The sequence below is a fragment of the Phenylobacterium sp. genome (assembly GCF_036821595.1).
In the GTDB taxonomy this organism is placed as follows: Bacteria; Pseudomonadota; Alphaproteobacteria; order Caulobacterales; family Caulobacteraceae; genus Phenylobacterium.
On record NZ_DAISJG010000041.1, the window covers coordinates 1 to 24,366 of the forward strand.

The window sequence follows — 24,366 nt, forward strand, 5'->3', positions numbered from 1 at the left end:
GACATCGGAAACTTCGGAAGCTGTCCGGCGAAGCCAGTCCCCGCCAGGAACAGGCCCAAGAACCCACGGCCACGGTGCAGGGTTCCGTGGTCAAGCTTCAGGAATTTTGTCGGGTCACCGACTGTTGTTGTGAATTCCCGCGTGCGTTGCGTTTCCGCCCTTTTGCACCCGCTAAGGCTGCGGACGCGGTTCCCGTCCGGGCGTTTCTGCGCGCACGCGAAAAGGGCGGCCGGGGCCGCCCTCAACACCTGCAAACCTTTGATGTCCGCGGTCAGGCCGCCGGCAGTTCAGCCTGGCTGTACGAGGGCGGACGTTTGAGCGTGCGTTCCACCGCCGCCTGTGCGGCGGCCCGGCTGGGGTCGGCGCCGCGGGCGACGGTCACGCCCTCCTCGTCGTAGACGCTCCAGCTCCAACCCTGCTCGCCCTGGCTGAGCGAGTACGCGAACGAACGCTGCTCCGGCATGACCCCTGACCCTCCAACTCCCAACCTGGAGGACGGAACACGCGCGCGCGGCCACGGTTGCGCCACAAGCTGTCACAATTTCGCCAAGCGGTACGGAAGCGTCCGCGCCGCCTGAACCTTCCCCCCAGCTTCGGTGTTGTGAAGCCCGCATACGGTGGAGGCTTCCGAGAGTGACCTATTACAACGCCCGTGGAGAGGCGATGCTGGAGAGCGCGACCGAACAGGCGCGTGCGGCCGGCACGTCGGCGGGAAACGAGACCATCAATGCGCCGGCCGGACACTCCTCACTTTCCGGTGAGGGCGGCGGCGACGTCCTGATCGGCAACAACCTGGACAACCGGCACTGGATCACCGACCCGAAGGACCGGGTGGTCGAGCAGCCCGGCGGCGGCGTCGACACCGCCATCGCCTGGACCTCGGTGCACCTGGCGCCGAACGTCGAGAACCTCACGGTCAACGGCGGCTTCAACTATGCGGTCGGCAACGAACTGGGGAACCTGATCACCGTCGACGACGCCACCCACTGGGTCTACGGCGGACACGGCGACGACGTGCTGGTGGGCGCGGCGACCCAGAAGACCACCTTCGTGGTCCGGGCCGGCGAAGGCTCCGACGTGATCTACAACTGGAACGGCAACTCCCAGCTCCAGCTGCAGGGCTACGGCTTCACGAGCGCCGCCCAGATCCGCGGGGCGATGAGCCAGCAGGGCGCGGACGTGGTGCTGAACCTCGGGAACGGCGAGCGGCTGATCTTCCGCGACGAGACGGCGGCGAGCTTCTCCGACCGCCAGTTCCTGCTGCCGCTGGACACGTCGAAGCTGGGCGCCCTCACCTTCTCCGACGAGTTCGACAGCCTCCGGATCTGGGACCCGTCGCTGGAGACCGGCGCCTGGCGAGCCGACTTCGGCGGCAACCTGAAGGACCAGTGGGCTTACACCATCGTCGCCAACGGCGAGACCCAGGTCTACGTCAAGCCCGGCTTCCAGGGCCGCGGCGAGGCGGACCTGGACCTCAACCCCTTCTCCGTCGCCGACGGCGTGCTCACCATCACCGCCGCGCCGATCCCCGACGACAAGGCCTATGCGGCCTGGAACCGGGACTATTCCTCGGGGATGCTGAACACGCTGGGCCTGTTCGAGCAGAAGTACGGCTATTTCGAAGTCCGCGCCGAGATGCCGACCGCGCTGGGGACCTGGCCGGCCTTCTGGATGATGACCCACCCGTTCCTGCCCGGGATCGAGGCCGACATCTTCGAGGGCCTGGCGGCGACGCCGCACGTGGACTACCGCCGCGCCTTCGGCGGCGACGACACCCAGTACGACAACGCCCTGAAGCTCGAGCCGGGCGGCTTCCACACCTACGGCATGTTGTGGACCCCCCAGACGGTGACTTTCTATTACGACGGGATCGCCGTGCTGCAGGGGAACACCCCGGCCAACTGGACAGAGCCCATGGGGATGATCCTGAACCTGGCCGTCGGCGGCTGGGGCGGGAACCCGGACGGCTCCATGTTCCCGGCGCAGCTCAAGGTGGACTACGTCCGCGCCTACGCCCTCGCCGACGGCTCGACCCAGGTGTCGCACGAGACGCCCGAGGCGCCGGTGGGCACCCTTCGCACGACGGGCGGGCCGACCAGCGGCCAAGCCGCCAGCCCGGCGACCTTCGCCGACGGCGCGCCGGTCACCTCCGCCAAGATCGCGGTCTACGGCTCCCGGCCGGCGACCGCGCCGGCTGAGAAGACCTTCGTGATCTGGGAGGACGCCGGGGCGGTGTTCGGGGCGGTGGCGCAGAACGGAGCCCTCAGCCCCGCCACGGCGCTGATGGCCGGGTCGGTCAGCCAGTTCACCGGCACGGGAACCTGGCTCACGACCGGCAAGGTGGTGTTCGCCTACTACATGCCGGATGGCGCGGGCCGCGCCGCCTGGGCCATGGTCTTCGATCCCGCCAAGGGGACCTTCACCCGGCAGGAGCTCGGACCGGCCACCGGCGACGTCCGCTTCGCGGCGACGGCCGCCGGCGGCTTCGCGGCGAGCTGGGACGCCCCCGACGGCCGCACCTACGCCCGGGCCTACGACGAGTACGCCTATGGCGGGGACGTCCCCGGCTGGTACGGCCCGGCGCGCGCGGTGACGGGCGACCTGACCGGCGTGACCGCCTCGGGCGAGCTGATCTTCACCGACGCCGCCGGCGGTCAGCAGCTCTACAGGATCCTGGGCGCCTCGACCGGGCCGGGCTCCGGCCCGACCGACGGAGACGACGTCCTGCAGGCCGCACCCGGCCGCGCGCCGCTGATGGCCGGCGGCGGCGACGACACCCTCACCGGGACGAACGGCGACGACTACCTGCGCGGCGAGGCGGGCGACGACCGCATCGTCGGCGGCGACGGCTTCGACGACGTGCACGGCAACATGGGGTTCGACACCGTGTCCGGCGGACTCGGCCCCGACTGGGTCGTCGGCGGCAAGGACGGCGACCTGCTGAGCGGCGACGAGGGCGACGACATCGTCTACGGCAACATGGGCGACGACTGGTGCGACGGCGGCGAGGGCGCGGACATCGTCCGCGGCGGCCAGGGCGACGACCGGGTGTTCGGCCAGGGCGGCGACGACTGGCTGGCCGGGGACCGCGGGAACGACACCCTGACCGGCGGCGCCGGCGCGGACATCTTCCACACCTTCGCCGAGGCCGGGATCGACCGGGTGACCGACTTCAACGCCGCCGAGGGCGACCGCGTCCAGCTCCTGCCCGGGACGCGCTATTCGCTGGTCCAGTCGGGCGCGGACGTGCTCATCGACATGGGCGGCGGAAACCAGATGATCCTCGAAGGCGTGCAGCTCTCGGCCCTGCCCTCCGGCTGGATCTTCGGCGCCTGAGGGGGAACCCACGGGCCCGGCGGCCATTCTCCGCCACGGTGAAGGTTTGGGGGAGAGATCCATGAACGTGGACGTGGGCGTCTGCACCTACCGGCGCGCCGCGGTGGCCGAGACCCTGGCGTCGCTCGGGGCCCAGCAGCTGCCGCCGGGCGTGGCCCTGCGGGTCATCGTGGCCGACAATGACGAGACGCCGGAGGCCGAGGCGCGGATCCGCGCGGCCGCGGAGGCCAGCGGGCTGGAGCTGGCCTATGTCCACGCGCCGGCGCGAAACATCTCGCTGGCCCGCAACGCCTGCCTCGACGCCGCCCGGGGCGAGTTCCTGGCCTTCCTGGACGACGACGAGACCGCCACGCCCGGATGGCTCGCCGCCCTGCTCGCCGAGGCCGCCCGGGGCGGCTGGGACGCCGTGCTGGGTCCGGTGAAGGCGGTCTACGGGCCGGACGCCCCGGCCTGGCTCGCCGCCGGTGACTTCCACTCCACCGCCCCGGTCGAGGTCGGCGGCCGGATCCTCAAGGGCTACGCCGGCAATGTGCTGATCCGCATGGACGCCGTGCGCGGCCGGGGCTTGCGGTTCGACCTGGCGCGGGGCCGCCAGGGCGGGGAGGACGACGACTTCTTCTACCGTCTGACCGACGACGGCGGGACGATAGGGTTCGCGGCCGACGCCCTCGCCTACGAGCCGGTGCCGCCCACCCGCCTGTCGCTGAAGTGGCTGCTGAAGCGCAGCTTCCGCACCGGCCAGACCCACGGCGCGCGGCTGGAGAGCCGGCACCGCGGCCCTGCGCGGCTGGCGCAGATCGGCGTCGCCGGGGCGAAGGGCGGCGTCTGCCTGGCCGGCGCGGCGGCCTCGGCGCTCTCGCCCGCGAGGCGGAGCCGGTGGCTCGTGCGCGGCTCGCTGCACGCGGGCGTCGTGGCCCGGCTCGCCGGCCTGAAGGAGCTGCAGCTCTACTGAACGAGCGTGGCCGTAGGGAACGGCCGGGGGCCGGCGCGAGTTGTCGGCTCGCGGAAGTGCGTTCTCGCGTAACCGCAATCGTTTGGTCGCGATTAATTCTGGAGAAACACCCATGCGTAGGCGTCTGCCCTCGCTCGCCGCCGCGGCGTTCATCGCCTGCGCCGGCGCTTCCTTCCCGGCGCTGGCCGCGAACCTGCCGCCGCCGGATGCGGGCGCCCTGCTACGCCCGGACGCCGCCGACTACCGGATCGGCGCCCAGGACGAACTGGAGATCAACGTCTTCGGCATCGAGGAGCTGAAACGGAGCGTCTCCGTGGACTCCGGCGGCAAGATCCTCCTGCCGCTGATCGGCGCGGTCCAGGCCGGCGGGCGAACCCCCGCGGAGCTCTCCAGCGACATCGCGGAGCTGCTCAAGAAGAGCTACATGAAGGACCCGCAGGTCATCGTCACCGTCAAGGAGGCCCAGAGCCAGAAGGTGACGGTCGATGGAGCCGTGCAGCAGCCGGGGCAGTATCCGCTGGCCGGCCCCACCACCCTGATGCAGGCGATCTCCCTGGCCCGGGGGCCGGACCCGAAGCTCGCCAACGTGAAGCGCGTCGCCATCTTCCGCACCGTCGGCGGCAAGCGGCAGAGCGCGGTCTACAACCTGGCCGCCATCCGCTCCGGGAAGGCCGAGGACCCGCTGGTGTACGGCAACGACATCGTCGTCGTGGACACCTCCGGGACCAAGAACTTCATGCAGAACTTCCAGGGCGGCTTCGGCCTCCTGGGCATGCTTCTGGCGCCCTGGTGATCAGGACATGGGCGCGCGCCTGACCGCCAAACAGGTGCGCGCCGTGGCGCGGAACCCCGGCAGGAGGTCGGGGTTATTGGCAACGCTAGATTTTCCGAAGTTCAGGGTGGGGCCTCAGGGGCCCGTCTATCGGGAACGCGTGATGGAGCTGGGCCTTCGGTCCAGTCACGCGCTCAACGCACCGGAGCCTCACGGCCGCCCGGCGTCCCGCCCTGCCGCAAGTGGTAACGCAGGTCGCCCATGAATAATCTGATCCCGATCTCGCACGAGCTGCCGGCCCATCCGTCGGCGCCCTTCCGGCCGATCGAGCCAGAGCGCATGCACCTGCGCCAGCTCTTCGGCATCCTGCTCCAGCGCGCCAAGCTGGGGCTGGGCGTGGCCGCCGCGGTGTTCATCGTCGTGCTGGCCGCCTTCGCCATGCAGACGCCGAGCTACACCGCCGTCGGCTCCGTGGTCATCGATCCCAAGCAGACCAACCTCGCCCAGGCGCAGCAGGTCTCCGGCGGGCTCCCGCCCGACACCAGCGCGGTGGACACCCAGGTGGAGATCCTGCGCTCCCGGGCCCTGGCCGAGGACGTGGTCCGCCGCCTGAAGCTCTACAACGACCCCGAGTTCAACCCGTCCATGGCGCCGGGCATGTTCGGCCTGAAGCCGGCCAAGCCGCCGATCGCCAATCCCGACGAGCGGGTGATCGCGCGGGTGACCAAGACCCTGCAGGACCGTACCTGGGTGCGCCGTGCGGGCCTGACCTATGTGGTGATGGTGGGCGTCAGCTCGACCTCGCCGCAGAAGGCCTCGCTGCTCGCCAACACCTACATGGACCAGTACCTGAAGCGGCAGCTCGACGAGAAGCTGGCCCGGGTGACGCGCGCCAACCGCGAGCTCGGCATGAGCCTCGAGAAGATGCGCCGCGACGCCGAGGTCGCCGAGGCCAACGTCCAGCGCTACAAGAACGAGCACGGCCTGATGAGCGCCCAGGGCTCGACCATGGCCGAGCAGGAAGTCTCCACCCTCAACCAGCAGCTGGCCATCGCCCGCGCCGAGACCGCCGAGAAGTACGCCCGGCTGGCCGCGGCCCAGACCCAGCTGCGCAACGGCAGCGGCGGCGCCGACGTCGGCGCGGCCCTGGGCTCGGAGACCATCCGCGAGATGCGCAAGCGCGAGGCCGAGCTCTCCGTGAAGCTGGCCCAGCTGAAGACCGACTTCACCGACCAGTACCCGGAAGTGAAGCGGACCCAGGCGCAGCTCACCGACATCCGCGGCCAGATCCAGATCGAGATCAACCGCATCCTCTCCAGCCTGCGCGCCGAGGCCCAGGCCGCGGCGGGCCGCCAGGCCTCGCTGATGGGCAGCCGCGGCGCGGCCCAGGGCGGCATCGCCCAGAACAACCAGGCGATGGTCGGTCTGGTGGGCCTGCAGCAGAAGGCCGACGCCGCCAAGGCGATCTACGAGGCCTATCTGAACCGCGCCAAGGAAGTGGCCGCCGAGGGCAGCCTCCAGCAGGCCGACGGCGTCATCAATTCCAAGGCCGCCACGCCGACCGCGCCGTCCTCGCCGAACATGAAACTCGGCGCGGCCCTGGCGGTCCTCGCGGGCCTGATCGCGGCCGGCATCGCCGTCCTGGTGGCCGAGTTCTGGGACAAGCACCTGCGCTCGCGCCTCGACGTGGAGCGGGAGCTGGGCGTGCCGTTCGCCGGCGTCCTGCCGGACTTCCGCTCGGTGAAGCCGAAGGGCCTGCGCGGTCCGGAGGCTGCGCCGGCCGAGTACCTGGTCAGCCACCCGTTCTCCGGCTTCGCCGAGGCCTTCCGCAACCTGCGCGCCTTCCTGATGATCAGCGCCCAGCAGGACGACTCCAAGCTGATCGCCATCACCTCGGCCGTGCCGCGGGAGGGCAAGAGCCTGACGTCCTTCTGCCTGGCCCGCACCCTCGCCCTGTCCGGCAGCCGGGTGGCCCTGGTCGACTGCGACCTGCGCCAGCGCGGGGTGACCAAGCTGATCGGCGCCCGCGACGTGGGCCTAGTGGAGGTGGTGCAGGACAAGGTCCCGCTCTCCGAGGCCCTGGTGCACGACCCGAAGACCAACCTCTTCATCCTGCCGGCGGCCGGCAAGAGCGTGCCCTACGACCTGTTCTCGAACCCCGAGACGGACGACGTCCTGCGCGAGCTGGCCAACCAGTTCGACTATGTGATCCTCGACGCCCCGCCGATCCTCGGCGTCGCCGACGCCCGCATCCTGGCCGCCAAGGCCGACCGGGTCCTCTACCTCGTGCAGTGGAACAAGACCCCGCTGCGCGCGGCCCAGTCGGCGGTGGACATCCTGCAGGAGTGCGGGGCGAACGTCGCCGGGGCGCTGCTGACCAAGGTCAACGTCAAGGGCCAGGCGCGCTACGGCTACGGGGACTCCAGCGACTACTACGGCTACTTCAAGAACTACTACATCGCCGCGGCCTGAGGCCTGCGGGAGTCCCGATGTCCGACGTGATCACAGCCTCCCCGCGAGCGGTGCTGGCCACGGCCGTCCTGGCCGTGTGCCTCGCCGCCTGCCAGCCCGGCGGATCCAGGGCGCAGGCGGCCACGGCGCCGCTGGCCAAGGCGCCCGACGGCCGGGCGCTCAAGCTCACCTTCGCCGACGAGTTCGACTCCTTCCGCCCCTGGCGGAACGGCCGGGGGGTCTGGCGCACCACCTTCCGCGACGGGCGCGACGACAACGACGACGACTTCAACCTGCGCACGCTGAAGTGGAACAAGGAGCTGCAGCTCTACGTGGATCCGGACATGCGCGGCCACCGCGGCCGCCACGGCGACGACGAGCGTCCGGGCGACGAGGGCCGCCGCGCCCGCCGGGGCGACGGCGACCGGCCGCTGGGCCTTGACCCGTTCGCGGTGCGCGGCGGGGTCCTCGAGATCCGCGCCGACAAGGTTCCCCCGCCGCTCGCCGACCGGCTCGGCGGCTTCCGCTACACCTCGGGCCTGATCACCACCCAGCCCTCGTTCAGCCAGACCTACGGCTACTTCGAGATGCGCGCCAAGCTGCCGCGCGGCAAGGGCGTCTGGCCGGCCTTCTGGCTGCTGCCCACCGACCTCTCCTGGCCGCCGGAAATCGACATCATGGAGAGCGTCGGCGACCCCTCGAAGGTCTACATGACCCTGCACTCCAACGCCGTGAAGGCGGAGGGGACGGAGGTGGCGGTCAGCCCCGACGACTTCCACACCTACGCGGTCAGCTGGACCCGGGAAAACGTGGTCTGGTTCGTGGACGGCCGCGAGGTGAAGCGGATGCCCACCCCGGCCGACATGCACAAGCCCATGTACATGCTGGCCAATATCGCGCTCGGCGGCGACTGGGCCGGCCAGCCCGACGCCAGCACGCCTTTCCCCGCCCGGATGCAGATCGACTACATCCGCGCCTACAGGTTCGCGCCATGACCACCTGGGACAGCTACCGTCAGGCCGGGCGGCCGCGCCGCATCCGCGGCGGCGACATCCCCGCCCCGCACCCCGTCGCCTGGCGCGAGCAGCGCAAGGCGCGCGTCGCCCGGCCGGAGGCGCGGGTGATCGAGCCCGGCGCCGCGGAAGGCGCCGTCGTGAACCTGGGCGGCCTGAAGGTCGACCTGGACGCGGTCTTCACCTTCGTCCTGTTCGTCGCCCTGCTGTTCATCGCCAACCTGGGCACACTCGGCGCGGCGGCGATCGCCGGGGCCGTACCGCTCTACCTGGTCGCCCGGCGCAAGAAGCTGGAGCGGGTGCTGATCGCCCGCGCCTTCCTGTTCGTCGTGCCGGCCTTCGCGGTCTTCTCCACCGTCTGGTCCGAGGCGCCCAAGGAGACGCTGAAGTTCGCCATCGAGCTCGGCATCACGGTCGTCGCCGGCCTGCTGATCTCGTCCGCGCGGAACCAGGAGGCGGTGCTGCGGGCGATGGGGCTGGCCTTCCTCACCTACATCGTCTTCTCGCTGGTGAGCGGCGGCACGGTGGCCGTTGGCGTCGGGGCCGGCGGCAACGCCTTCTCCGGCCTCACCGAGAGCAAGAACCTGCTGGCCGACATCGCCTCCACCGGCGTGCTGGTGGCGATCGGCATGACCCTGATGGCGATCCGCAGCCGCAGCTGGCTGTGGGTCGGCGTGGGGCTCGTCACCCTCGCGGCCGGCTTCCACGCGGTGACCGCCGCCCGCTCGGCCGGCGCCCTGCTCGGCCTGGGCATGGGGGTCGGGGCCATGCTGGCCCTGCTGCCGCTCATGAAGGTGGGAAAGGCCGTGCGCGCCTGGCTGACCACGGTCGTCGCCGTGGTGCTCGTGGCGGTGGGCCTCTCCTACCGCTGGCTCGCCCAGATGATGATCGAGTGGGGCGCGCAGGTGTTCGACAAGGACCCCACGCTGACGGGCCGGACCTACCTCTGGTACCGGGCGGCCGACCTGATCCAGGAGAAGCCGATGCTGGGCCGCGGCTTCTACGCCTTCTGGCTGCAGGGCAATCCCGACGCCGAGGGGCTGTGGCGCTACTTCGGCATCGAGAGCCGCGGCGGCTTCACCTTCCACAACACCTTCGTCGAAATCCTGGTCACCATGGGCTGGATCGGCCTGATCGTGGTCGGGCTCACCCTGCTGGTCGGCGTCGTGGCCCTGGTCCGGCGTTTCGTGGTCCGACCGAACCTCGCCCTGGTGTTCTGGGTGGGCGTGCTCCTCTACCAGCTCGCCCGCACCCCCATCGAGACGATCGGCATCGCCCCATTCTACTTCTCGACCGTGTTGGCCTTCGGGGCGCTCGGCGCGGCCTTCGGGCGGGTGGATTCGCCGCGCACCGTGCGGACCGTCTACCGGCCGGCCCAGCCGCGCATCGTGCAGGTCTGGCCGGTCGAGGACGTCCCCGACGGCTGGGCCAACCCGCGCTGGTCGCCTGCGACCGGCTCGCTGCGCCTCCTGCGCTCCGACTCCGACGCCGGCCGATGAGCGCCGCCGACGGGGCGAGCCCCCTGCCCGGGCCCCGCCGCAAGCGGGGCCTGCGCCTGCACCGCACCTCCTTCGGCGCCCTCGCCCTGACCGGCGCGAGCGCGCTCAGGCTCGGCCTGCAGTTCGCCATGCTGCCGATCCTGGCGCGGCTGATCGGGCCCGCTGAATATGGGCTGGTCGCGCTGGCCATGCCCTTCATCCTGCTGGCCAACGTCCTCTCCGACGGCGGCATGGGCTATGCCCTGGGACGCCAGCGGGAGGTCACCCGGGACCAGGAGTCGACGGTCTTCTGGCTTTCCGCGGGGATCGGCCTGACGCTGGCGTTCCTCTGCGCCGCCGCCGCCTGGCCGATGGGGGCGCTGATGGACCAGCCGCGCCTGCCGCTGCTGATCGTGGCCCTGTCGCCGATCCTGCTGATCAACAGCCTGACGACCGTCGCCAACGGCCGGATCATCCGCGAGGGCCGGTTCGCCGTCTTCGCCGCCGGCGACCTGATCTCCACCGTCGCCAGCGCCCTCACCGCCCTGGCCGCCGCCCTCGCGGGCTGGGGTGCCTGGGCGCTGGTCGCCCAGCAGCTCGTGCTGTGGATCTGCAAGCTCGCCTGGGTGACGTCGCGGGCCGGTGCGCCGATCCGGCTGCACTACCGCTTCGAGGAGGCCCGCAAGCTCCTGACCTTCGGCGTGCACACCATCGGCGCCATCCTGGCCGACTTCGTCTCGCGCAACCTGGACAGCCTGATCGTCGGCGGCGTCCTCGGGGCGACGGCGCTCGGGTACTATGCCATGGCCTACCAGATCGTCCGGGCGCCCGACATGCTGATCTCCGGGCCCTTCTACCTCTACATCTTCACCGCCGTGGCCCGCACCGCACACGGCGCCCCGCGCGAGGCGATGCAGGATCTCGCCGCCGCGGCCTTGCGGCTGGGCGCGGCGGCGCTCGCCCCGCTCTTCGTCGGCCTCGCCCTGGTGGCGGACCTGGCGGTCGCCCTGGTGCTGGGCGACAAGTGGCTGCAGGCCATCGCCCCGCTGCGCTTCCTGGCGGCGGCCGGCTTCTTCTTCTGCGTCTGCTCGATCGCCGCCACGACCTTCATGGGGCTGGGCCGCACCTCGCTGCGCCTGAAGCTCTCGATACTGCTGGGCATGGTGACCATCGGCACCGTGGCCGCCGTGGTCCGTTTCGGCCTGGAGCCGGTCTCCGCGGCCGCGGCCGGGGCCATGGCCCTGGTCTGCGCCGTCTATCTGCACGCGCTCGCCCGCGAGCTGAAGATGCCGCACGGCCGTCTCGCGGCCGCGTTCGCGCCGGCTGCCCTCGGCTGCGCGGCCATGGCCGCTGCGGTGCTGGGCGCGCGGTCGGCGCTGTCGGACGCGCCGATGGGGCTGGAGCTGGCGGGGATGATCGCGCTGGGCGCGGCGATCTATGGCGGGGCGATCTGGCTGGCGGCCCGCCGGCGCCTCATGGCCGACCTGCGGGCCTTCGGGGCGGCGCAGGCCCTGGCCGACGTTCCGGCGGACCCTGCGGCCGCCTGAGCCGTCAGCCCGCGGCGGCGGCCGGCTGTGCGGGCGAGAACCTGGCCGCCAGGCGCTGCAGGCGGGCGGCGACGGGCATTGTGAGCAGCGGCCAGACATCCGGCGACGCCAGGCTCGCGGCCAGCCCCCCCACCACGTCGCGCGCCTTCAGCCGCGCGATCACATGGTCGTAGGCGAGCGCCGCGTGCAGCGACCGCCGGCGGGCGGCGAAGGCCCGGCGCACGTCCTTCGGCTGGCCCATCATCACCCCTTCCAGGGAAGCGTCGGCGGCCAGCATCTGCACCAGGTGGTCGCGGCGCATGACATGCGAGATCGAAGAGCCGTGCTTGCGGTAGCGGTAGAGGGCCGCGGGCTCGAGCCGCATGGAGCGGCCCTGGGCCAGCAGCCGCAGGACGAGGTCGTAGTCCTCGCCGATCCGCAGTTCCTCGCGGTAGCGGGTGGTCCGCAGCGCCTCGGCCCGGAACAGCGGCTTCAGGTAGCCGAGGCCCGGCCGCTTCGAATACATCCGCGCGGAGTCGATGTAGTCGGCCAGCCCGATCGAGCGGGGCTCGGCCCAGGGCTTTCCGGCGAGGAACGGCCGGCCGGGCTCGGTCGAGCCGTCCTGGAAGACGGTGAGGTTGTCGACCACGATGTCGGCGCCGTCCGCCTCGGCCCGGGCGACCATGCGCTCCAGTCGGTCGGGGGCCATCAGGTCGTCGGAATCGAAGACCGCGATCCAGGTTCCCCGGGCCTCGGCCAGCGCCCGGTTGCGCGCCGCGCCCGGGCCGCCGTTCCGCGGCTGGACGAACACCCGCACGCGCGGGTCGCCCGCGGCCGCGGTCTCGAGCACCTGCAGGCTGTCGTCGGTGGAGCGGTCGTCGACGACGATCAGCTCCAGGGACGCGAGCGTCTGGCCCAGCACCGAGCGCACCGCCTCGGCCAGGTAGCGCGCGCCGTTGTAGTTGGCGGTGACGACCGAGACGGTCGGCCGAGGGGCCGGCATCAGGCCGCCTCGTGAGCCAGCGCCGGCCGCGGTGGCGCACGGCGGTCGCTGCGCCAGGTCGCCAGCTGCGCCCAGAAGCCCGCCGACCAGGCGAGGTGCATGATCATCGCCGCCGGGCCGGACAGGAAGGCCGCCGCCTCGCGCTTCCTCAGGCCCAGCAGGACGCCGAACGACAGGGCCGCCAGCATCCACATCAGCGCCGGCAGGGCGAAGGCCCAGAAGAGCGGCGCCAGGGCCGCCGAGGCCACGGCCGGCGCCACGGCCAGCGGCAGGGTCTGGCGGATCTTCAGCGGGGTATAGTGCTTCAGCACCGTGCGGGCCCGGCCCTTGCCGTAGCTGAAATACTGCTTCCACAGCGCGCCCGGCGTGCGGCGGGGATAGTAGCCGATGCGCACCTTGTCGGTGAGCCAGATGCGGCCGCCGTGCTCGGCCAGCCGCAGGTCGAGCTCGGCGTCCTCGTTGTGGCTGAAGCTCTCGTCGTAGCCGCCCACCGCCTTGTAGGCGTCGAGGCTGAACAGGGCGTGGTGGCCGTGATCGACCCACTGCCCCTCGCTGGCCAGCCGGTGAGCCGAGCCGCCGGTGCCGAGCACCGAGTTCTGGGCCACGGCCACGGCCCGCTGGAAGAAGCCCTCGCCGCGGGTGTCCATGGAGACCACCACGGAGTCGGCGCCCGTGCGGCGCGCCTCGGCGATCAGGGTGGAGGCGTAGTTCTTCGGATAGTCGGCGTGCGCGTCCACCCGCACCAGCCAGGGCCGTTCGCCGCCCATCACCCGGGCCGCCAGGTTCATGCCGGCGCTCTGCAGCCGGCCGGGATTGGCGAGCAGCCGCACGCGCGGGTCGGCGGCGGCGATCTCGGCCACGATCTCCCGGCTGCGGTCGGTGGAGCCGCCGTCGGCCACCAGCACCAGCGGCTCGACCAGGCCGTCGTCCTCCAGAACCTGCTGGATCACTTGGCGGATCACCGCCTCCTCGTTGAGGCAGGGGATCACGATCAGGGCGCGGCGCGCGGCCGCCTCGTCGGGAGAGATACCCGGACGGGCCGCGACGGGCGTCTCCGCCAGCCGGATCACCTCCCGGGCGTCGATCCGGTCCCAGGCCGAAGGGAGATGGGCGTTCAGGGCGCGGACGTCCCCAGCGCGACGTTCGGCGGGCGCGAAGGACCGCGCCTCGACCGGCGCACGGTCAAGGTCCTCCCGCCCGGTGTCATCGGACAGCGGCCTCGGTTCGGGGGTGGCCTTGGGAAGCATATCGGAAAACCTGCACTCGTCTGACCAGCGTCGCGGCTGCAAAGCTCTCCTCGCGACGGGCCTAAAACAGTGAATCAGGGATTACGTTCCGCCTGGATCGACTATGGACGCCGATTTTCGTCGGCTGCCCGACAGTCAAGTTTTGGCCACAATCTGGAACCCCGCGGAGCCTTTGCTGTAGAGAGCAAAATTGCACTGTATAAGCTGCACCGTAAGGCTCTAGGCCACCAGCTTGGCCTTGGGGGCGCGGGCGGAAGACTGGACATCCGCCGCGACAGGGCGCCCGGCGAGCGCGTCCACCAGACGCCGGCAGTCGCCCTCGTCGGCCACGAAGGCGTCGGCGGGAACGGCGTCCAGCTCGGCCCGCAGCCGCACATAGGCGTCGGGCGCGAGCCGCTCCAGGAAGCCCTCCAGCTCCGACGGGTCGGCGAGGCGAACCCCGAAGCCGCGCTCCGCCAGCCAGCGGCCGGTCTGCACCCCGGCGAGCGCGATCGGCACGGCGCCGTAACGGCCGCTCTCGTAGATCCGGTTGGGCAGCAGCCAGGCGGAGTTCAGACCCTCCTCCATGTAGTCGACGGCCCAGCTGAAATGGACGTCGCCGTAGAGCCCCGGCAGGTCCTCGGCCGTGTAGGGGCCCAGGAAGTCGACGCCGGGCGCCGCCGCCACCTGGGCGTCGAAATCGGCGAACTCGGTGTAGGCCGGCCGGCCGTGGATGCGCACCTCCAGGAGATCGGGGCGTCGCGCAGCGAGCGCGGTCAGGATGTCGAGGCTCTTGCGGCAGCGGATCGCGCCCATCCAGCCGATTCGCCAGGGAGGGCCGGGCGCCCGCATCAGCCGGCGGGGGGCGCGGCCGGCGCCCAGCTCCAGCGGCTTGTTCTCCACGAGCAGGGTCTGGATCGGCAGCCTTTCGCCCACGCCCTGCATCGGCGCGAAGTAGTGCGTCAGGAAGGCCGGCGAGCTCACCACCAGCAGCCGCGCCCGGCGCATCAGGGCCCGCTCCACGGCGCGCATGGCCCGGCTCTTGGCCCCTTCGCCCAACATCAGGCGGTGGATGTCCAGGCACTCGTAGACCAGCGGCGCCTTCAGGCCGCACAGCGCGCGGGCCGCCTCGGCCACGGCCAGGGCTTCGAGCGTCCGGCCCATCACCACCTCGGACCCGGCCAGGAGGCCGCGCCAGCGCCCAGCCCGGAGCGCCGCCAGCGCCGTCGCCTTGGCCCGCTGCCCCAGGCGCGCGTCATAGGTGCGCCCGAGGTCCACGGCCGGCGCGCCGCCGACCTCGGCCGGCGCGGTCTCGGTGCGCCGGAAGCCCAGGACCACCGGCTCCGCGCCGCCGGCCCGCAGCATCCGCACCCGCCGGGTGACGGCGGGATCGGCCAGGTCGTGGACGAAATAGGCCAGCTTCACGAAAGCCCCTCCGAGCTTGAGCGCAACGTCGGGAGCCAAAACGCATCACGAGCCGTTTGGACGCACAGCTTCACCGCCCGCGCGCCACCGCCGGGCCACGACACGGGAGGGGGTGTCCTTGGTCGAACTCACGCCGCAGAGCCAGGCCCGGCAGGCGCCGGCCGAGGTGCGCTCGATCCAGTACCTGCGGGGCTTCGCGGCCTTCGGGGTGCTGGTCTTCCATGCGGCCGAGCGGGCCGGCGGCGCCTTCGGACTGGGGGCGGCCGGGGTGGATGTGTTCTTCGTGATCTCCGGCTTCATCATGTGGGTGGTCACCTGCCGCCGCCCGCCCTCCCCTGCACAGTTCATGGTCAAGCGGGTGCAGCGGATCGTGCCGCTCTACTGGGGCCTGACCCTGCTGGTGGCCGGCGTGGCGCTGGCCGCGCCCTGGGTCTTCCCGGCCATGCAGGTGAGCGCGGAGGCGGTGGTCAAGTCGCTGTTCTTCGTGCCCTACCAGGACCACACCGGCCTCATCGCGCCGCTGGTGATCCCCGGCTGGACGCTGAACTACGAGATGTTCTTCTACCTGCTGTTCGCCGCGGGGCTGCTCGCGCCGACGAAGGTGCGACCCTGGCTGGTCAGCGCCGCGCTCGTGGCCCTGGTGGCCGTCCGCCCCCTCGGCGACACGGCCAATCCGCTGTGGGCCACCTACACCAATCCCCTGCTGCTGGAGTTCGGCGCCGGCGTCTGGCTGGGCAAGGCCTGGAGCGACGGGCGGCTGCCCGGCGCGCGGACCGGCTGGGCGCTGGTCGTCCTCGGCCTGCTGGGCTTCGCGGCGGCGGGGTTCTCGGGGATCGACGTGGAGCGGGCCCGCCCCCTGATCTGGGGCGTGCCGGCCTTCCTGCTGGTGACCGGCGCCGTGGCGATCGAGCGGCAGGGCGAAGTGCCGAACTGGCGGCCGCTGCAGGCGCTCGGCGACGCCTCCTATTCGCTCTACCTCGTCCACGGCCTCGCCATCTCGGCCACGGTGCGGATCCTGGAGGCCGTGGGCCTCGCCTCGCCGGCCGTGATCCTCGCCGCGGGCCTCGTGGCCGGCGTCATCGCCGGCCTGGTCACCTACCAGCTGGTCGAGAAGCCGCTGATGCGGCTGTTCAAGACCGGCCTCGGCGGCCGGGCTAAGGCCGGTCCGTCCCGTCCAGCAGCGTCGGCCCCGCCTCCCGCGCCGAGCGGCAGCCCGTGAGGATCATGGCCACGGCCAGCTCCGCGCGCAGGGTGGCCAGCATCTTGGCGATCGCCGGCTCCCCGCCCGCGCCCAGCGCATAGGCCCAGGCGCGGCCGACGAAGCAGGCCTTCGCCCCCAGGGCCAGCGCCTTCAGCACGTCGAGGCCCGAGCGCACGCCGCCGTCCATATAGACCTCCAGGTCGCCGCCCACCGCGTCGACGATCCTCGGCAGGGCGGTGATCGAGGAGCGCACGCCGTCGAGCTGGCGCCCGCCGTGGTTGGAGACCACCAGGCCGTCGGCCCCGGCCTTCACCGCCTCCCGGGCGTCTTCGGCGTCCAGCACGCCCTTGATGACGATCGGCCGGTCCCAGGTCTCGCGCACCCAGTCGAGCTCCTTCCAGGTCACCGAGCGGTCGAAGTTGCGCGCCAGCCAGGCCAGGAAGTCGGTGACCCGCCGGCCGCCCTGCAGGGCGCCGGCCACCGAGCCCAGGGTGTGCGGCCGGCCGCGGACGAAGACGTCCCAGGTCCAGCCCGGGTGCGTGATCCCGTCCCAGGCCTGGGTCATGGCCGCCTGCAGCGGCGTCGAGCCCGTGAAGCCGGAGCGCACGTCACGGTAGCGCGCGCCGGGAATCGGCAGGTCGACGGTGAAGACCAGGACCGGGCAGCCGAGATCCTTGGCCCGGCCCAGCAGCTCGCGCATGTAGCCGCGGTCCTTGAGCATGTAGAGCTGGAACCAGGGCGGGGCGCCGGTCTGGGCCACCTCCTCCACCGAGCAGACGCCGACCGTAGACAGGGTGAAGGGCACGCCCGCCGCCGCCGCCGCCCGAGCCGCCTGGGCCTCGCCGCGCCGGCCGTACATGCCGGCCATGCCCACGGGCGCGAGCCCCACCGGCATGGACATCTTCTGGCCCAGGGTCTCGATGCTCATGTCCAGCTCGGACATGTCGCGCATCACGCGCTGGCGGAGCGCGATGGCCTCGAGGTCGGCCACGTTCCGGCGCAGCGTCTCCTCGGCGTAGGAGCCGCCGTCGATGTATTCGAAGAAGATCTTCGGCAGCCTGCGCCGGGCGAGCTCCCGATAGTCCGACACCGAAGCTGCGCGCATCGTCCCTCCCCGCGTTTGCGCGGCAAGGTGCAGCGGCGCGGGCTCAGGCGGAAGCCGATTCCTTCACGGAGGCCGCAGGATCGGGCCTGGGCCCCATGACGATCCACACCTGGTGGGCCCGGGCCATCAGCTCGCCGTCGGCGCCGAACAGGGCGACGCCGGCCGTCTCCTTGCGCCCGTCGCGGGCCAGCGGCCAGGCCATGACCACGCAGGGCTCGCCCGCCTTGGGATGACGCAGGACCTCGCCGGTCATGGTGCCGAGCAGGGCGCCGTGGCGGCCCTCCTTTTCCACCCAGGCGAAGTAGCCGGGGCAGTCCAGGGCCGCCCAGACCACCTCGGTGGGGATCAGTCCGTCCGGCCCGGCGAAGGCCGGGTGCGGGGTCCAGGCGTCGGCGACCACGCCGGCCTCGCGCCCCTCCACCGGGCCGGCCAGCACGCGCAGGCCGTCGCCCTCCGCGCGCTCGGGCCCGCAGGTGAAGCAGATCGGGTGGAAACGCTGCTGCAGGCCGATGTGCCGGCGGCCCGCCGCGCGGGCGGCCTCTACGTCGATGGGCTCCGGCGGGACCGGCAGGTCGGCGTCGGGGGCGGGATCGCCGCGGCCGATCAGGGCGCCCTCCGCGCCGGTCAGGGCCATCCCGCCGTCGGCGGGCGCGAGGTCGAGGTCGACGTCGAGCGGCACGGGCGCGCGCAGGACGGCGCGGGCGGGGCCTTCGAGGTCCTTCGCCAGGACGCCGCACACATAGCCGCCATTGCCGGAGTTGGGCGGGCCGCAGAACTGGCGGCCGATCACGATCTTGGACAAACCGGAAAGCTCTCGAGTGTGAAATGGATCAAGGAATGCTCCCGCCATCGCATGTGATCGTTGCGGAACGGAAGAGCCAAAATGCCTCTCCCGGCGTTGGAGCAGTCGGCGCCGCGCTGTAGCTTGCGGCCAAACCGCGAAAGCGCGGATTCGGAACACGGACCTTTGAGGAGAATGCGGTGAGCGAGCGGATGGAACGGCCCTGGGCTCTGATGCGCCATCACGCCGGCTGGGCGGACATCTTCCACATCGAGAACGAGACCGCCGATTCGATCACCGGCTTCTACCCGGACCGCGAGACGGTCGGCCCGCCGGTGAACTATTCGGTGCGCGCGATCCTCGCCCGCTATCCGACGCTGGAGGCCGCCCGATCGGCCCGCGAGGGCGCCGTCGCCGAGTGGCGCAAGCACGACGCCGCCGTCCGCGACGCCGAGACCAGGCTGCGCGAGGCCGAGAAGGCGCGCGAGGACGCGTGGCTGAAGTCCCTGCGCGAAGCCGCGGAGATGGGCTGAGGCCTAGAGCCTGAGTCCCTTCGAGACGAACCAGGCGAAGGCGGCGGCCACCACGGCCGTCGCCGCCACGCGCCACCAGGGCGCGAAGGTGAGGCCCGGATCCCTGGCGAAACGCCGCCGGCCCGTGACCATGGGCGCGATCAGGTTCGACCGCTTCCAGATCAGGTAGAACAGCACCGCGACGACGTGCAGGGCGACCAGCACCTGCAGGACGGCGAAGCTCGCCTCGTGCAGCTCGGCGATCTGCCGGCCCGCCTCGAAGCTTGCCCGGTCGGAGAGCGGGCCCGCCTCGAAGGCGTCGATGTCCACGGCGAACAGGCCGGTGGTCACCTGGAAGGCCAGGACGCCCAGGATCGCCAGCACGCTCCACGCGCCCAGCGGATTATGACCCGGGACGTCCGCGGGCGAGCGGTTCGGCAGGGTCTTCAGATAGGCGAGCGTGCGGCCCGGCCCCTTCACGAAGCTGGCGAACAGCGCCGTGCGCGAGCCCCAGAAGCCCCACAGGATCCGGAACACCAGCAGGCCCAGGATCACATAGCCGCTGATCCGGTGGAGCAGCATCTGGTCGAACTCGGCCGCACCCCAGGAAAACCCGATCAGCAGCACGAGCGCCCAGTGGACGATCCGCACCGGAGCGTCCCACAGGCGCGCCCGGATCTCGGCGGGGGCCACGCGGTCCCGCACGGCCTCAGCTGTCCTTCTTCTCGACGCGGTACTTGTCGTGGCAGGCCTTGCAGGCGCCGCCGGTGGCGCGGACCTGCGCCTTGAGGGCGTCCACGTCGCCGGTCGCGGCGACCTGCTGCAGCTTGGACGCCTGCACCTGGAGGTTGGAGGCCGCGGCGGTGAAGCCCGCGGCGTCGGACCAGATGTTGGCCTTGGCCTCGCTCTTCGGGCGGGCCTCCTGGCCGGACCCGCGGGGGAACCAGGCTGGCAGCTGGCCTGAGAAGGTCTTCACGGCGGTCGCGGTCTGGGTCAGCACCGCCTTGTCGGGCGAGCCCTTGCGCAGTTCGTCGTTCAGCCGCTTGAAGTTGGCGCCCAGCTTCTCGAAGTTGTCGTGCCGCATCAGGGCCGCGCGGGCGCCGGGCGTCGTCGCCGTCTCGCCCTTGGTGTTGTGAGCGAGCGCCCCGCCGGCGGCCACGACCGTCCCGACCGCCAGCGCCAGCGCGAGGCCAGCGCCCTTACCGATCCTGCCGCTCATTCGACGTCACCTTCCCTGTCGCGCGCCCAACCGGCGGCGCCGCGGAGATTGCCGGGACGGCGGCTGGCCCGTCAACGGCTCAGCGGGCCGACTTCACCGGCGCGCCCTCGGCCGAGGCGCTGGCGAGCAGACCGGCGCAGTTGGCGTCCTTGGCCAGGCCCGGGTCGACGAACGGCAGGATGGCGGCGAGCGGCGAGAGCAGGCTGCCGATCGCCACGGCCACGCCGCCCTGGGCGATGGCCTTGCCGGGCTCCACCCCGAGCTTCGGCGCGCGGATCGGACCTTCGGCGGTCACCGGCAGCATCAGCCGCAGCAGGCGGAACTCCTTGGGATGGCCCTGCATGCGGAAGGCCATGCGTTCGGTGTCGAGGTTCACCGTGCCGGAGCCCGTAACCACCACCGGCTCGGTGTCGAACACGATGCGGTTGGCCCGCAGCACCCCGTCGGCGGCCTGGAAGTGGGCGACGCCGCAGCGCACCGGAACCTTGTCCTGGTCCTTCTGCAGCAGCAGGCCCAGGCCCTTGACCACATTGACGCCCAGCAGCTCGGCGAAGGCCTCGCGGATCTCGCCGTTCGGGACCACCACCATCACCTCGCCGTCGGCGTTGGCGAAGGCCTTGTGGACGCTGTTCCCCTCCCCCGTCAGCCGGGCGCGGCCGACCAGGGAGCCGGTGAGCGGGATCGGACCGTCGGGGCTGCGGATCGGGATGAGCTGTTCGATCCGGGCGTTGGAGAGCCGCAGGTCGAGGTTGGTGACCGGCGTCGCCCGGCGGGCGTTGAGCTCCACGTGGCCGGTGACCTGGCCCTGCGGCAGGTCGAGGCGCAGGGGCTCGGCCCGGAGCAGGCCGTCGTCCAGCTTCACCTTCACGGAGGCCGCGCGCAGGTGCACGGGCGCGTCGCGGATCGAGGCGATCTTCCAGCTCGCTTCGGCGTCGATGGCGCGGATCCGCTCCACCGCCAGGGTGGAGTCGGGGAAGATCCGCTGCTGGGCGTTCAGGGTCTGCGCCACCGCCTTCTGGCCGGCCGAGGCGGTCTCGCCGGACGCCGTCGAGGGTGAGCCGCCGAACAGGGCGCCCAGGTCGTCGAAGTCGAGGCTGCGGGTGGTCAGGTCGGCCTTCAGGAGCGGCCGCTCCCGCCCGGCGTCCACAGACAGCTCGCCGGCGAGGTCGGAATCCCCCACCCGGCCGTTGAGGCCGGCGATGCGGAACACCCGGTCGTCGCGGGAGAGCCGGCCGCGCAGGTTGTACGGCGGGGTGTTGGGCAGGGCGATGCCGGTCAGGCCGTAGAGGTCGGCGAGGTCGGGCCCGCGCGCGGTGGTGTTCATGTGGAACTGGCCGAGGTCGAACGGCCGGGGCACCGCGCCTCGCGCCGTGATCACCGTCTCGCCGGCCCGGACGTAGGCGTCGAACGGATAGGGCGTGTCCTTGTCGATGTTCAGCAGCGGCCCGCCCGTGACCCGCATCAGGAAGGGGTTGCGGTTCAGGGAGCCGTTCCCGCGCATCTCGAAGCCGCGGTTGTCGGCGCCCAGGCGTTCGGACGCGTTGATCGTGCCGGTGAAGGTGAGCTTCCGCTGCACGTCGTTGTAGCGCAGCTGGCCCTCGTTGATGATGAAGGTGCGGATGGGCGGCAGCCGCATCGGCGCGCCCTTGTCCCGGCCGTCGGAGAAGTCCCACGTCGCCCGCCCCTGGGCGTCCCGGTAGAGCCGCACGTTGGGCTTGTCGAAGCGCAGGAGCCGGAGGTCCACGTCGCCCTTGAACAGCGGCAGCAGGCGGATCTTCACCGACAGCCGCTCGATCTCGGCCATGTTGGCGCGGTCAGGGGCCCAGGCCGGGTTGGCGATGCGGATGCGGTCCACCGTGGCGCTGGGCTGCCAGGACCAGAGGTGGACGTTGAGGTCGCCGGCGATCGTCACCTCGCGGTGCATCTTGGCCGAGGCGTAGCGGGCGATCGGGCCCCGGAACCAGTTCCAATCCCAGATCGCGATCAGAATGGCGACGGCGACCGCCAGGGTCGCGGCGATACCGCCCGAGATGTAGAGCGCCTTGCGGCTGGGTTTCCGGAACCTTGTGCGGGCCAGCCGGTCCCGGGCGGCCACGAAGTGCTCGCGCGTCCAGGCGCCGGCGCGCTGCAGCCTCCGGCGCGCCCCGGCCCCGGCCGTGCGGGCGGCGTCTCCGGACTTCCGGCGTCGACCCGGCTCCGGATTCTGGAAGGCTTCGTTGCTCAAGCGACTGGCTCCTGGGGACGGCCCAGGTGTGGAAACGCGCGAGGCCGCCGATCCAGTTCCCGCAGGAGCCTAGTGGCTGACGCCCCGCCCCGAGACGGCGGCAAGCGCCGTACCCAGAAGAATCCGCAGGTCGAAGGCGAGCGACCGCCGCTCCAGGTACTCGCGGTCCAGCCGCACCTTCTCCGGGATGGGCAGCTCGTCGCGGCCATTGATCTGCGCCCACCCGGTCAGGCCGGGCCGCAGGCGGTGGACGCCCGCCTCGGTGCGGAGGGCCACGAGGTCGTCCTGATTGAACAGGGCCGGCCGGGGCCCGACCAGGCTCATGTCGCCCTTCAGCACGCTCCAGAGCTGCGGCAGCTCGTCCAGGCTGGTGCGGCGCAGGAAGCGGCCCAGCGGGGTGATCCACTGGTCGGGGTCGGCGAGCAGGTGCGTGGCCACGTCCGGCGTGTCGGTGCGCATGGTGCGGAACTTCGGCATCGGGAAGATCCGGTTGCCGCGCCCGACCCGCCTCGACCAGTGCAGCGCCGGCCCCGGGCTGTCGAGCCGGACGGCCACCCCGACGGCGAGCAGCACGGGCCAGAGCACCACGAGCCCCGCCAGCGCTCCCACGATGTCCAGCAGCCGCTTCACCCGGGGGTTCTAGGACGCCGGGGCGCCGGCCGCCAAGTCACTCCGCCGGCGGCTCGGAGGGCGGGGCGGCGGCAGCCTTCGACTTCCGCGGCGCGGGCGACGGCGCGGGCGTGGGCCCTGCCTCCGGCAGCGCCTCGGCCGCCGGCGCGAAGCTGGCGGGTTCGGGCGCGGCCTCGACGACGGCCTCCAGCGCATGCTCCGCCTCGGCGGCGAGCTCCACGAACGGCTCCTCCACGGCCTCGACCGCGGCGAGCAGCGGTTCCAGCGCCATCATCGCCACCGCCGCCTCGGGTTCTGTCACGGCCTGCGGGTCGTCCCCTTCGGCCGGGGCGGGGGCGAGTTCGGGGGAGAGGCCGGCGAACCGGCGGGCGAACAGGGCCTCGAGGTTCTGCGGCTGGGTCCAGCGGGTCATCCACCAGAAGGCGACTCCGCTGGCCGCCACGCCGGCGAAGTAGCCCCACAGCGGCGAGGCCAGGCCGACCAGGGCCGGCGACAGGGATTGGGGGGTATGCTCACGCGTCTCGGACATGATCGCCTCCTGCGTCATTTGTGCGACGCAGCATACCACGGCAGAACCTCTCGCACGTGCGAAATTGCTATGACGATAGCGTGTAGACCCGCGCCGAGCCGCCGTCGCCCAGGGTACGGGCGGTCCAGTCACAGATCGCCTCGAGGTCGGGCGCCAGGTCCGCGGGCGCGCCCATCAGCACCAGGGCGCAGCCGTTCATCTTCATGGGATCGGTCAGGGGCCGCATCCGCGTCTCGGCCACAAGGAGCGGGGCGCGCACGCCGTCCTCCAGGTCGCGCAGGAAGGCGTCGAAGGTCTCGAGGTCCTTGAGCGGCAGCCAGACCAGCGCCATCGCCCCGCGGTTGCGCCGCCGGACGCCGCGCAGGGTCTCGACGATGCGCGCGTAGTCGTCGGCGCGCTCGAACGGCGGGTCGATCAGCACCAGCACGCGGCCGGAGGCAGGCGTGTTCTCCACGGCCGCCACGAAGCCGTCGGCGCAGACGGTTCGCACGTGGGCCCGGCCCTTCATCAGGGCCTTCAGGGCGCCGTGCTCGTCGGGCCGCAGTTCGCAGGCCAGATAGTCGTCCTTGGGCCGCAGGGCCTCGGCGATCAGCCAGGGGGAGCCCGGATAGCGGCGCACCGCCCCCTCCCCGTTCAGCCGCGCCACCTCGCCGGTGAGCGGGGCGAAGGCGCCCGGCGCGTCCTCCGCCGCCATCAGCCGGACGATTCCGGCCTCCGCCTCGCCCGACTTCCTCGCCTCGACGCCGGCCAGGTCGTAGAGGCCGCGGCCGGCATGGGTGTCGATCACCGCCAGCGGCGCGGGCTCGTCGTCCAGCCGCCGCAGGAGCTGCAGCAGGGCCGCATGCTTCACCAGGTCGGCGAAGTTTCCGGCGTGGAAGGCGTGGCGGTAGTTCAAGGGCGCTCCGTGGCTCTCTCGGCAGGAACCGGCCTCGCGCATACCACGTTGCGGCCGGGCCGGAGGAGTGTGCGGAACAGATGGCCAG

The 24,366-nt window shown here is 72.0% G+C and carries 21 protein-coding genes; 9 read left to right on the forward strand and 12 right to left on the reverse strand.

What is annotated here, in order from left to right; genetic code table 11:
- Positions 1–271: 271 nt before the first annotated feature.
- On the reverse strand, positions 272–463 hold the full coding sequence (locus V7Z97_RS15105) for a hypothetical protein (protein ID WP_334164263.1): 192 nt from the start codon (positions 461–463) through the stop codon (positions 272–274).
- 170 nt (positions 464–633) lie between these two features.
- On the opposite strand from V7Z97_RS15105, the gene V7Z97_RS15110 reads away from it, so the two are divergent.
- From V7Z97_RS15110 to V7Z97_RS15140, 7 genes are all read left to right on the forward strand, one after another.
- The gene (locus V7Z97_RS15110) at positions 634–3,336 is read left to right on the forward strand and encodes a family 16 glycosylhydrolase (RefSeq protein ID WP_334164264.1); all 2,703 of its coding nucleotides are present in this window, start codon (positions 634–636) and stop codon (positions 3,334–3,336) included.
- A 61-nt stretch (positions 3,337–3,397) separates the two neighbouring features.
- Positions 3,398–4,288 (forward strand): glycosyltransferase, encoded by an 891-nt coding sequence (locus tag V7Z97_RS15115; protein ID WP_334164265.1) that lies wholly within the window; start codon positions 3,398–3,400, stop codon positions 4,286–4,288.
- A 112-nt stretch (positions 4,289–4,400) separates the two neighbouring features.
- A complete protein-coding gene (locus V7Z97_RS15120) occupies positions 4,401–5,081 on the forward strand; it encodes a polysaccharide biosynthesis/export family protein (protein WP_334164266.1) in 681 nt (226 codons plus the stop codon).
- Between the two features lie 240 nt (positions 5,082–5,321).
- Positions 5,322–7,532 (forward strand): GumC family protein, encoded by a 2,211-nt coding sequence (locus V7Z97_RS15125; protein WP_334164267.1) that lies wholly within the window; start codon positions 5,322–5,324, stop codon positions 7,530–7,532.
- 17 nt (positions 7,533–7,549) lie between these two features.
- Positions 7,550–8,506, forward strand: a complete 957-nt coding sequence (locus tag V7Z97_RS15130) for a glycoside hydrolase family 16 protein (RefSeq protein ID WP_334164268.1) — start codon at positions 7,550–7,552, stop codon at positions 8,504–8,506.
- Complete coding sequence (locus V7Z97_RS15135; protein WP_334164269.1) at positions 8,503–10,023, forward strand: O-antigen ligase family protein; 1,521 nt, start codon at positions 8,503–8,505, stop codon at positions 10,021–10,023. Before V7Z97_RS15130 ends, V7Z97_RS15135 begins: the two co-directional genes overlap by 4 nt.
- Positions 10,020–11,549, forward strand: a complete 1,530-nt coding sequence (locus V7Z97_RS15140) for an oligosaccharide flippase family protein (RefSeq protein ID WP_334164270.1) — start codon at positions 10,020–10,022, stop codon at positions 11,547–11,549. The genes V7Z97_RS15135 and V7Z97_RS15140 overlap by 4 nt, the downstream gene beginning before the upstream one ends.
- Before the next feature lie 4 nt (positions 11,550–11,553).
- On the opposite strand, the gene V7Z97_RS15145 is transcribed toward V7Z97_RS15140, so the two are convergent.
- The 3 genes from V7Z97_RS15145 to V7Z97_RS15155 form a co-directional block, all read right to left on the reverse strand.
- Positions 11,554–12,531: a glycosyltransferase family 2 protein gene (locus V7Z97_RS15145; protein ID WP_334164271.1), complete on the reverse strand. Its 978-nt coding sequence runs from the start codon at positions 12,529–12,531 to the stop codon at positions 11,554–11,556.
- A complete protein-coding gene (locus V7Z97_RS15150) occupies positions 12,531–13,778 on the reverse strand; it encodes a glycosyltransferase family 2 protein (RefSeq protein ID WP_334164272.1) in 1,248 nt (415 codons plus the stop codon). Before V7Z97_RS15150 ends, V7Z97_RS15145 begins: the two co-directional genes overlap by 1 nt.
- 219 nt (positions 13,779–13,997) lie before the next feature.
- On the reverse strand, positions 13,998–15,182 hold the full coding sequence (locus V7Z97_RS15155; RefSeq protein WP_334164273.1) for a glycosyltransferase: 1,185 nt from the start codon (positions 15,180–15,182) through the stop codon (positions 13,998–14,000).
- A gap of 118 nt (positions 15,183–15,300) precedes the next feature.
- Here V7Z97_RS15155 and V7Z97_RS15160 point away from each other — a divergent pair, with 118 nt between their 5' ends.
- On the forward strand, positions 15,301–16,401 hold the full coding sequence (locus V7Z97_RS15160) for an acyltransferase family protein (RefSeq protein WP_334164274.1): 1,101 nt from the start codon (positions 15,301–15,303) through the stop codon (positions 16,399–16,401).
- Here the strand turns inward: V7Z97_RS15160 and V7Z97_RS15165 are convergent.
- Entirely contained in the window at positions 16,337–17,488 is a 1,152-nt protein-coding gene (locus V7Z97_RS15165; protein WP_334164275.1) for an L-lactate dehydrogenase, read from the reverse strand. The genes V7Z97_RS15160 and V7Z97_RS15165 overlap by 65 nt on opposite strands.
- 43 nt (positions 17,489–17,531) lie before the next feature.
- On the reverse strand, positions 17,532–18,290 hold the full coding sequence (locus V7Z97_RS15170; protein WP_334164276.1) for a hypothetical protein: 759 nt from the start codon (positions 18,288–18,290) through the stop codon (positions 17,532–17,534).
- A gap of 179 nt (positions 18,291–18,469) precedes the next feature.
- On the opposite strand from V7Z97_RS15170, the gene V7Z97_RS15175 reads away from it, so the two are divergent.
- A complete protein-coding gene (locus V7Z97_RS15175; protein WP_334164277.1) occupies positions 18,470–18,802 on the forward strand; it encodes a hypothetical protein in 333 nt (110 codons plus the stop codon).
- Between the two features lie 3 nt (positions 18,803–18,805).
- Here the strand turns inward: V7Z97_RS15175 and V7Z97_RS15180 are convergent, their stop codons facing one another.
- From V7Z97_RS15180 to rlmJ, 6 genes are all read right to left on the reverse strand, one after another.
- The gene (locus tag V7Z97_RS15180; protein WP_334164278.1) at positions 18,806–19,486 is read right to left on the reverse strand and encodes a cytochrome b/b6 domain-containing protein; all 681 of its coding nucleotides are present in this window, start codon (positions 19,484–19,486) and stop codon (positions 18,806–18,808) included.
- Positions 19,487–19,490: 4 nt separating this feature from the next.
- Positions 19,491–20,000, reverse strand: coding sequence for a c-type cytochrome (locus V7Z97_RS15185; RefSeq protein WP_334164279.1), 510 nt, complete (start codon positions 19,998–20,000; stop codon positions 19,491–19,493).
- Positions 20,001–20,079: 79 nt separating this feature from the next.
- A complete protein-coding gene (locus tag V7Z97_RS15190; protein WP_334164280.1) occupies positions 20,080–22,224 on the reverse strand; it encodes an AsmA family protein in 2,145 nt (714 codons plus the stop codon).
- A gap of 69 nt (positions 22,225–22,293) precedes the next feature.
- Positions 22,294–22,854 carry a sugar transferase gene (locus V7Z97_RS15195; RefSeq protein ID WP_334164281.1) on the reverse strand — a complete coding sequence of 187 codons (561 nt, stop codon included), beginning with the start codon at positions 22,852–22,854 and terminating at the stop codon, positions 22,294–22,296.
- Positions 22,855–22,891: 37 nt separating this feature from the next.
- Positions 22,892–23,383, reverse strand: coding sequence for a hypothetical protein (locus tag V7Z97_RS15200; protein WP_334164282.1), 492 nt, complete (start codon positions 23,381–23,383; stop codon positions 22,892–22,894).
- Between the two features lie 67 nt (positions 23,384–23,450).
- The gene (gene rlmJ, locus V7Z97_RS15205; protein WP_334164283.1) at positions 23,451–24,278 is read right to left on the reverse strand and encodes a 23S rRNA (adenine(2030)-N(6))-methyltransferase RlmJ; all 828 of its coding nucleotides are present in this window, start codon (positions 24,276–24,278) and stop codon (positions 23,451–23,453) included.
- Positions 24,279–24,366 lie beyond the last annotated feature (88 nt).

Coding starts and splice junctions, on each gene's coding strand:
- V7Z97_RS15105 (WP_334164263.1), bottom strand. CDS start 463: ATGCCGGAGCAGCGTTCGTTCGCGTACTCGCTCAGCCAGGGCGAGCAG.
- V7Z97_RS15115 (WP_334164265.1), top strand. CDS start 3,398: ATGAACGTGGACGTGGGCGTCTGCACCTACCGGCGCGCCGCGGTGGCC.
- V7Z97_RS15120 (WP_334164266.1), top strand. CDS start 4,401: ATGCGTAGGCGTCTGCCCTCGCTCGCCGCCGCGGCGTTCATCGCCTGC.
- V7Z97_RS15125 (WP_334164267.1), top strand. CDS start 5,322: ATGAATAATCTGATCCCGATCTCGCACGAGCTGCCGGCCCATCCGTCG.
- V7Z97_RS15130 (WP_334164268.1), top strand. CDS start 7,550: ATGTCCGACGTGATCACAGCCTCCCCGCGAGCGGTGCTGGCCACGGCC.
- V7Z97_RS15135 (WP_334164269.1), top strand. CDS start 8,503: ATGACCACCTGGGACAGCTACCGTCAGGCCGGGCGGCCGCGCCGCATC.
- V7Z97_RS15140 (WP_334164270.1), top strand. CDS start 10,020: ATGAGCGCCGCCGACGGGGCGAGCCCCCTGCCCGGGCCCCGCCGCAAG.
- V7Z97_RS15145 (WP_334164271.1), bottom strand. CDS start 12,531: ATGCCGGCCCCTCGGCCGACCGTCTCGGTCGTCACCGCCAACTACAAC.
- V7Z97_RS15150 (WP_334164272.1), bottom strand. CDS start 13,778: ATGCTTCCCAAGGCCACCCCCGAACCGAGGCCGCTGTCCGATGACACC.
- V7Z97_RS15165 (WP_334164275.1), bottom strand. CDS start 17,488: ATGCGCGCAGCTTCGGTGTCGGACTATCGGGAGCTCGCCCGGCGCAGG.
- V7Z97_RS15185 (WP_334164279.1), bottom strand. CDS start 20,000: ATGAGCGGCAGGATCGGTAAGGGCGCTGGCCTCGCGCTGGCGCTGGCG.
- V7Z97_RS15200 (WP_334164282.1), bottom strand. CDS start 23,383: ATGTCCGAGACGCGTGAGCATACCCCCCAATCCCTGTCGCCGGCCCTG.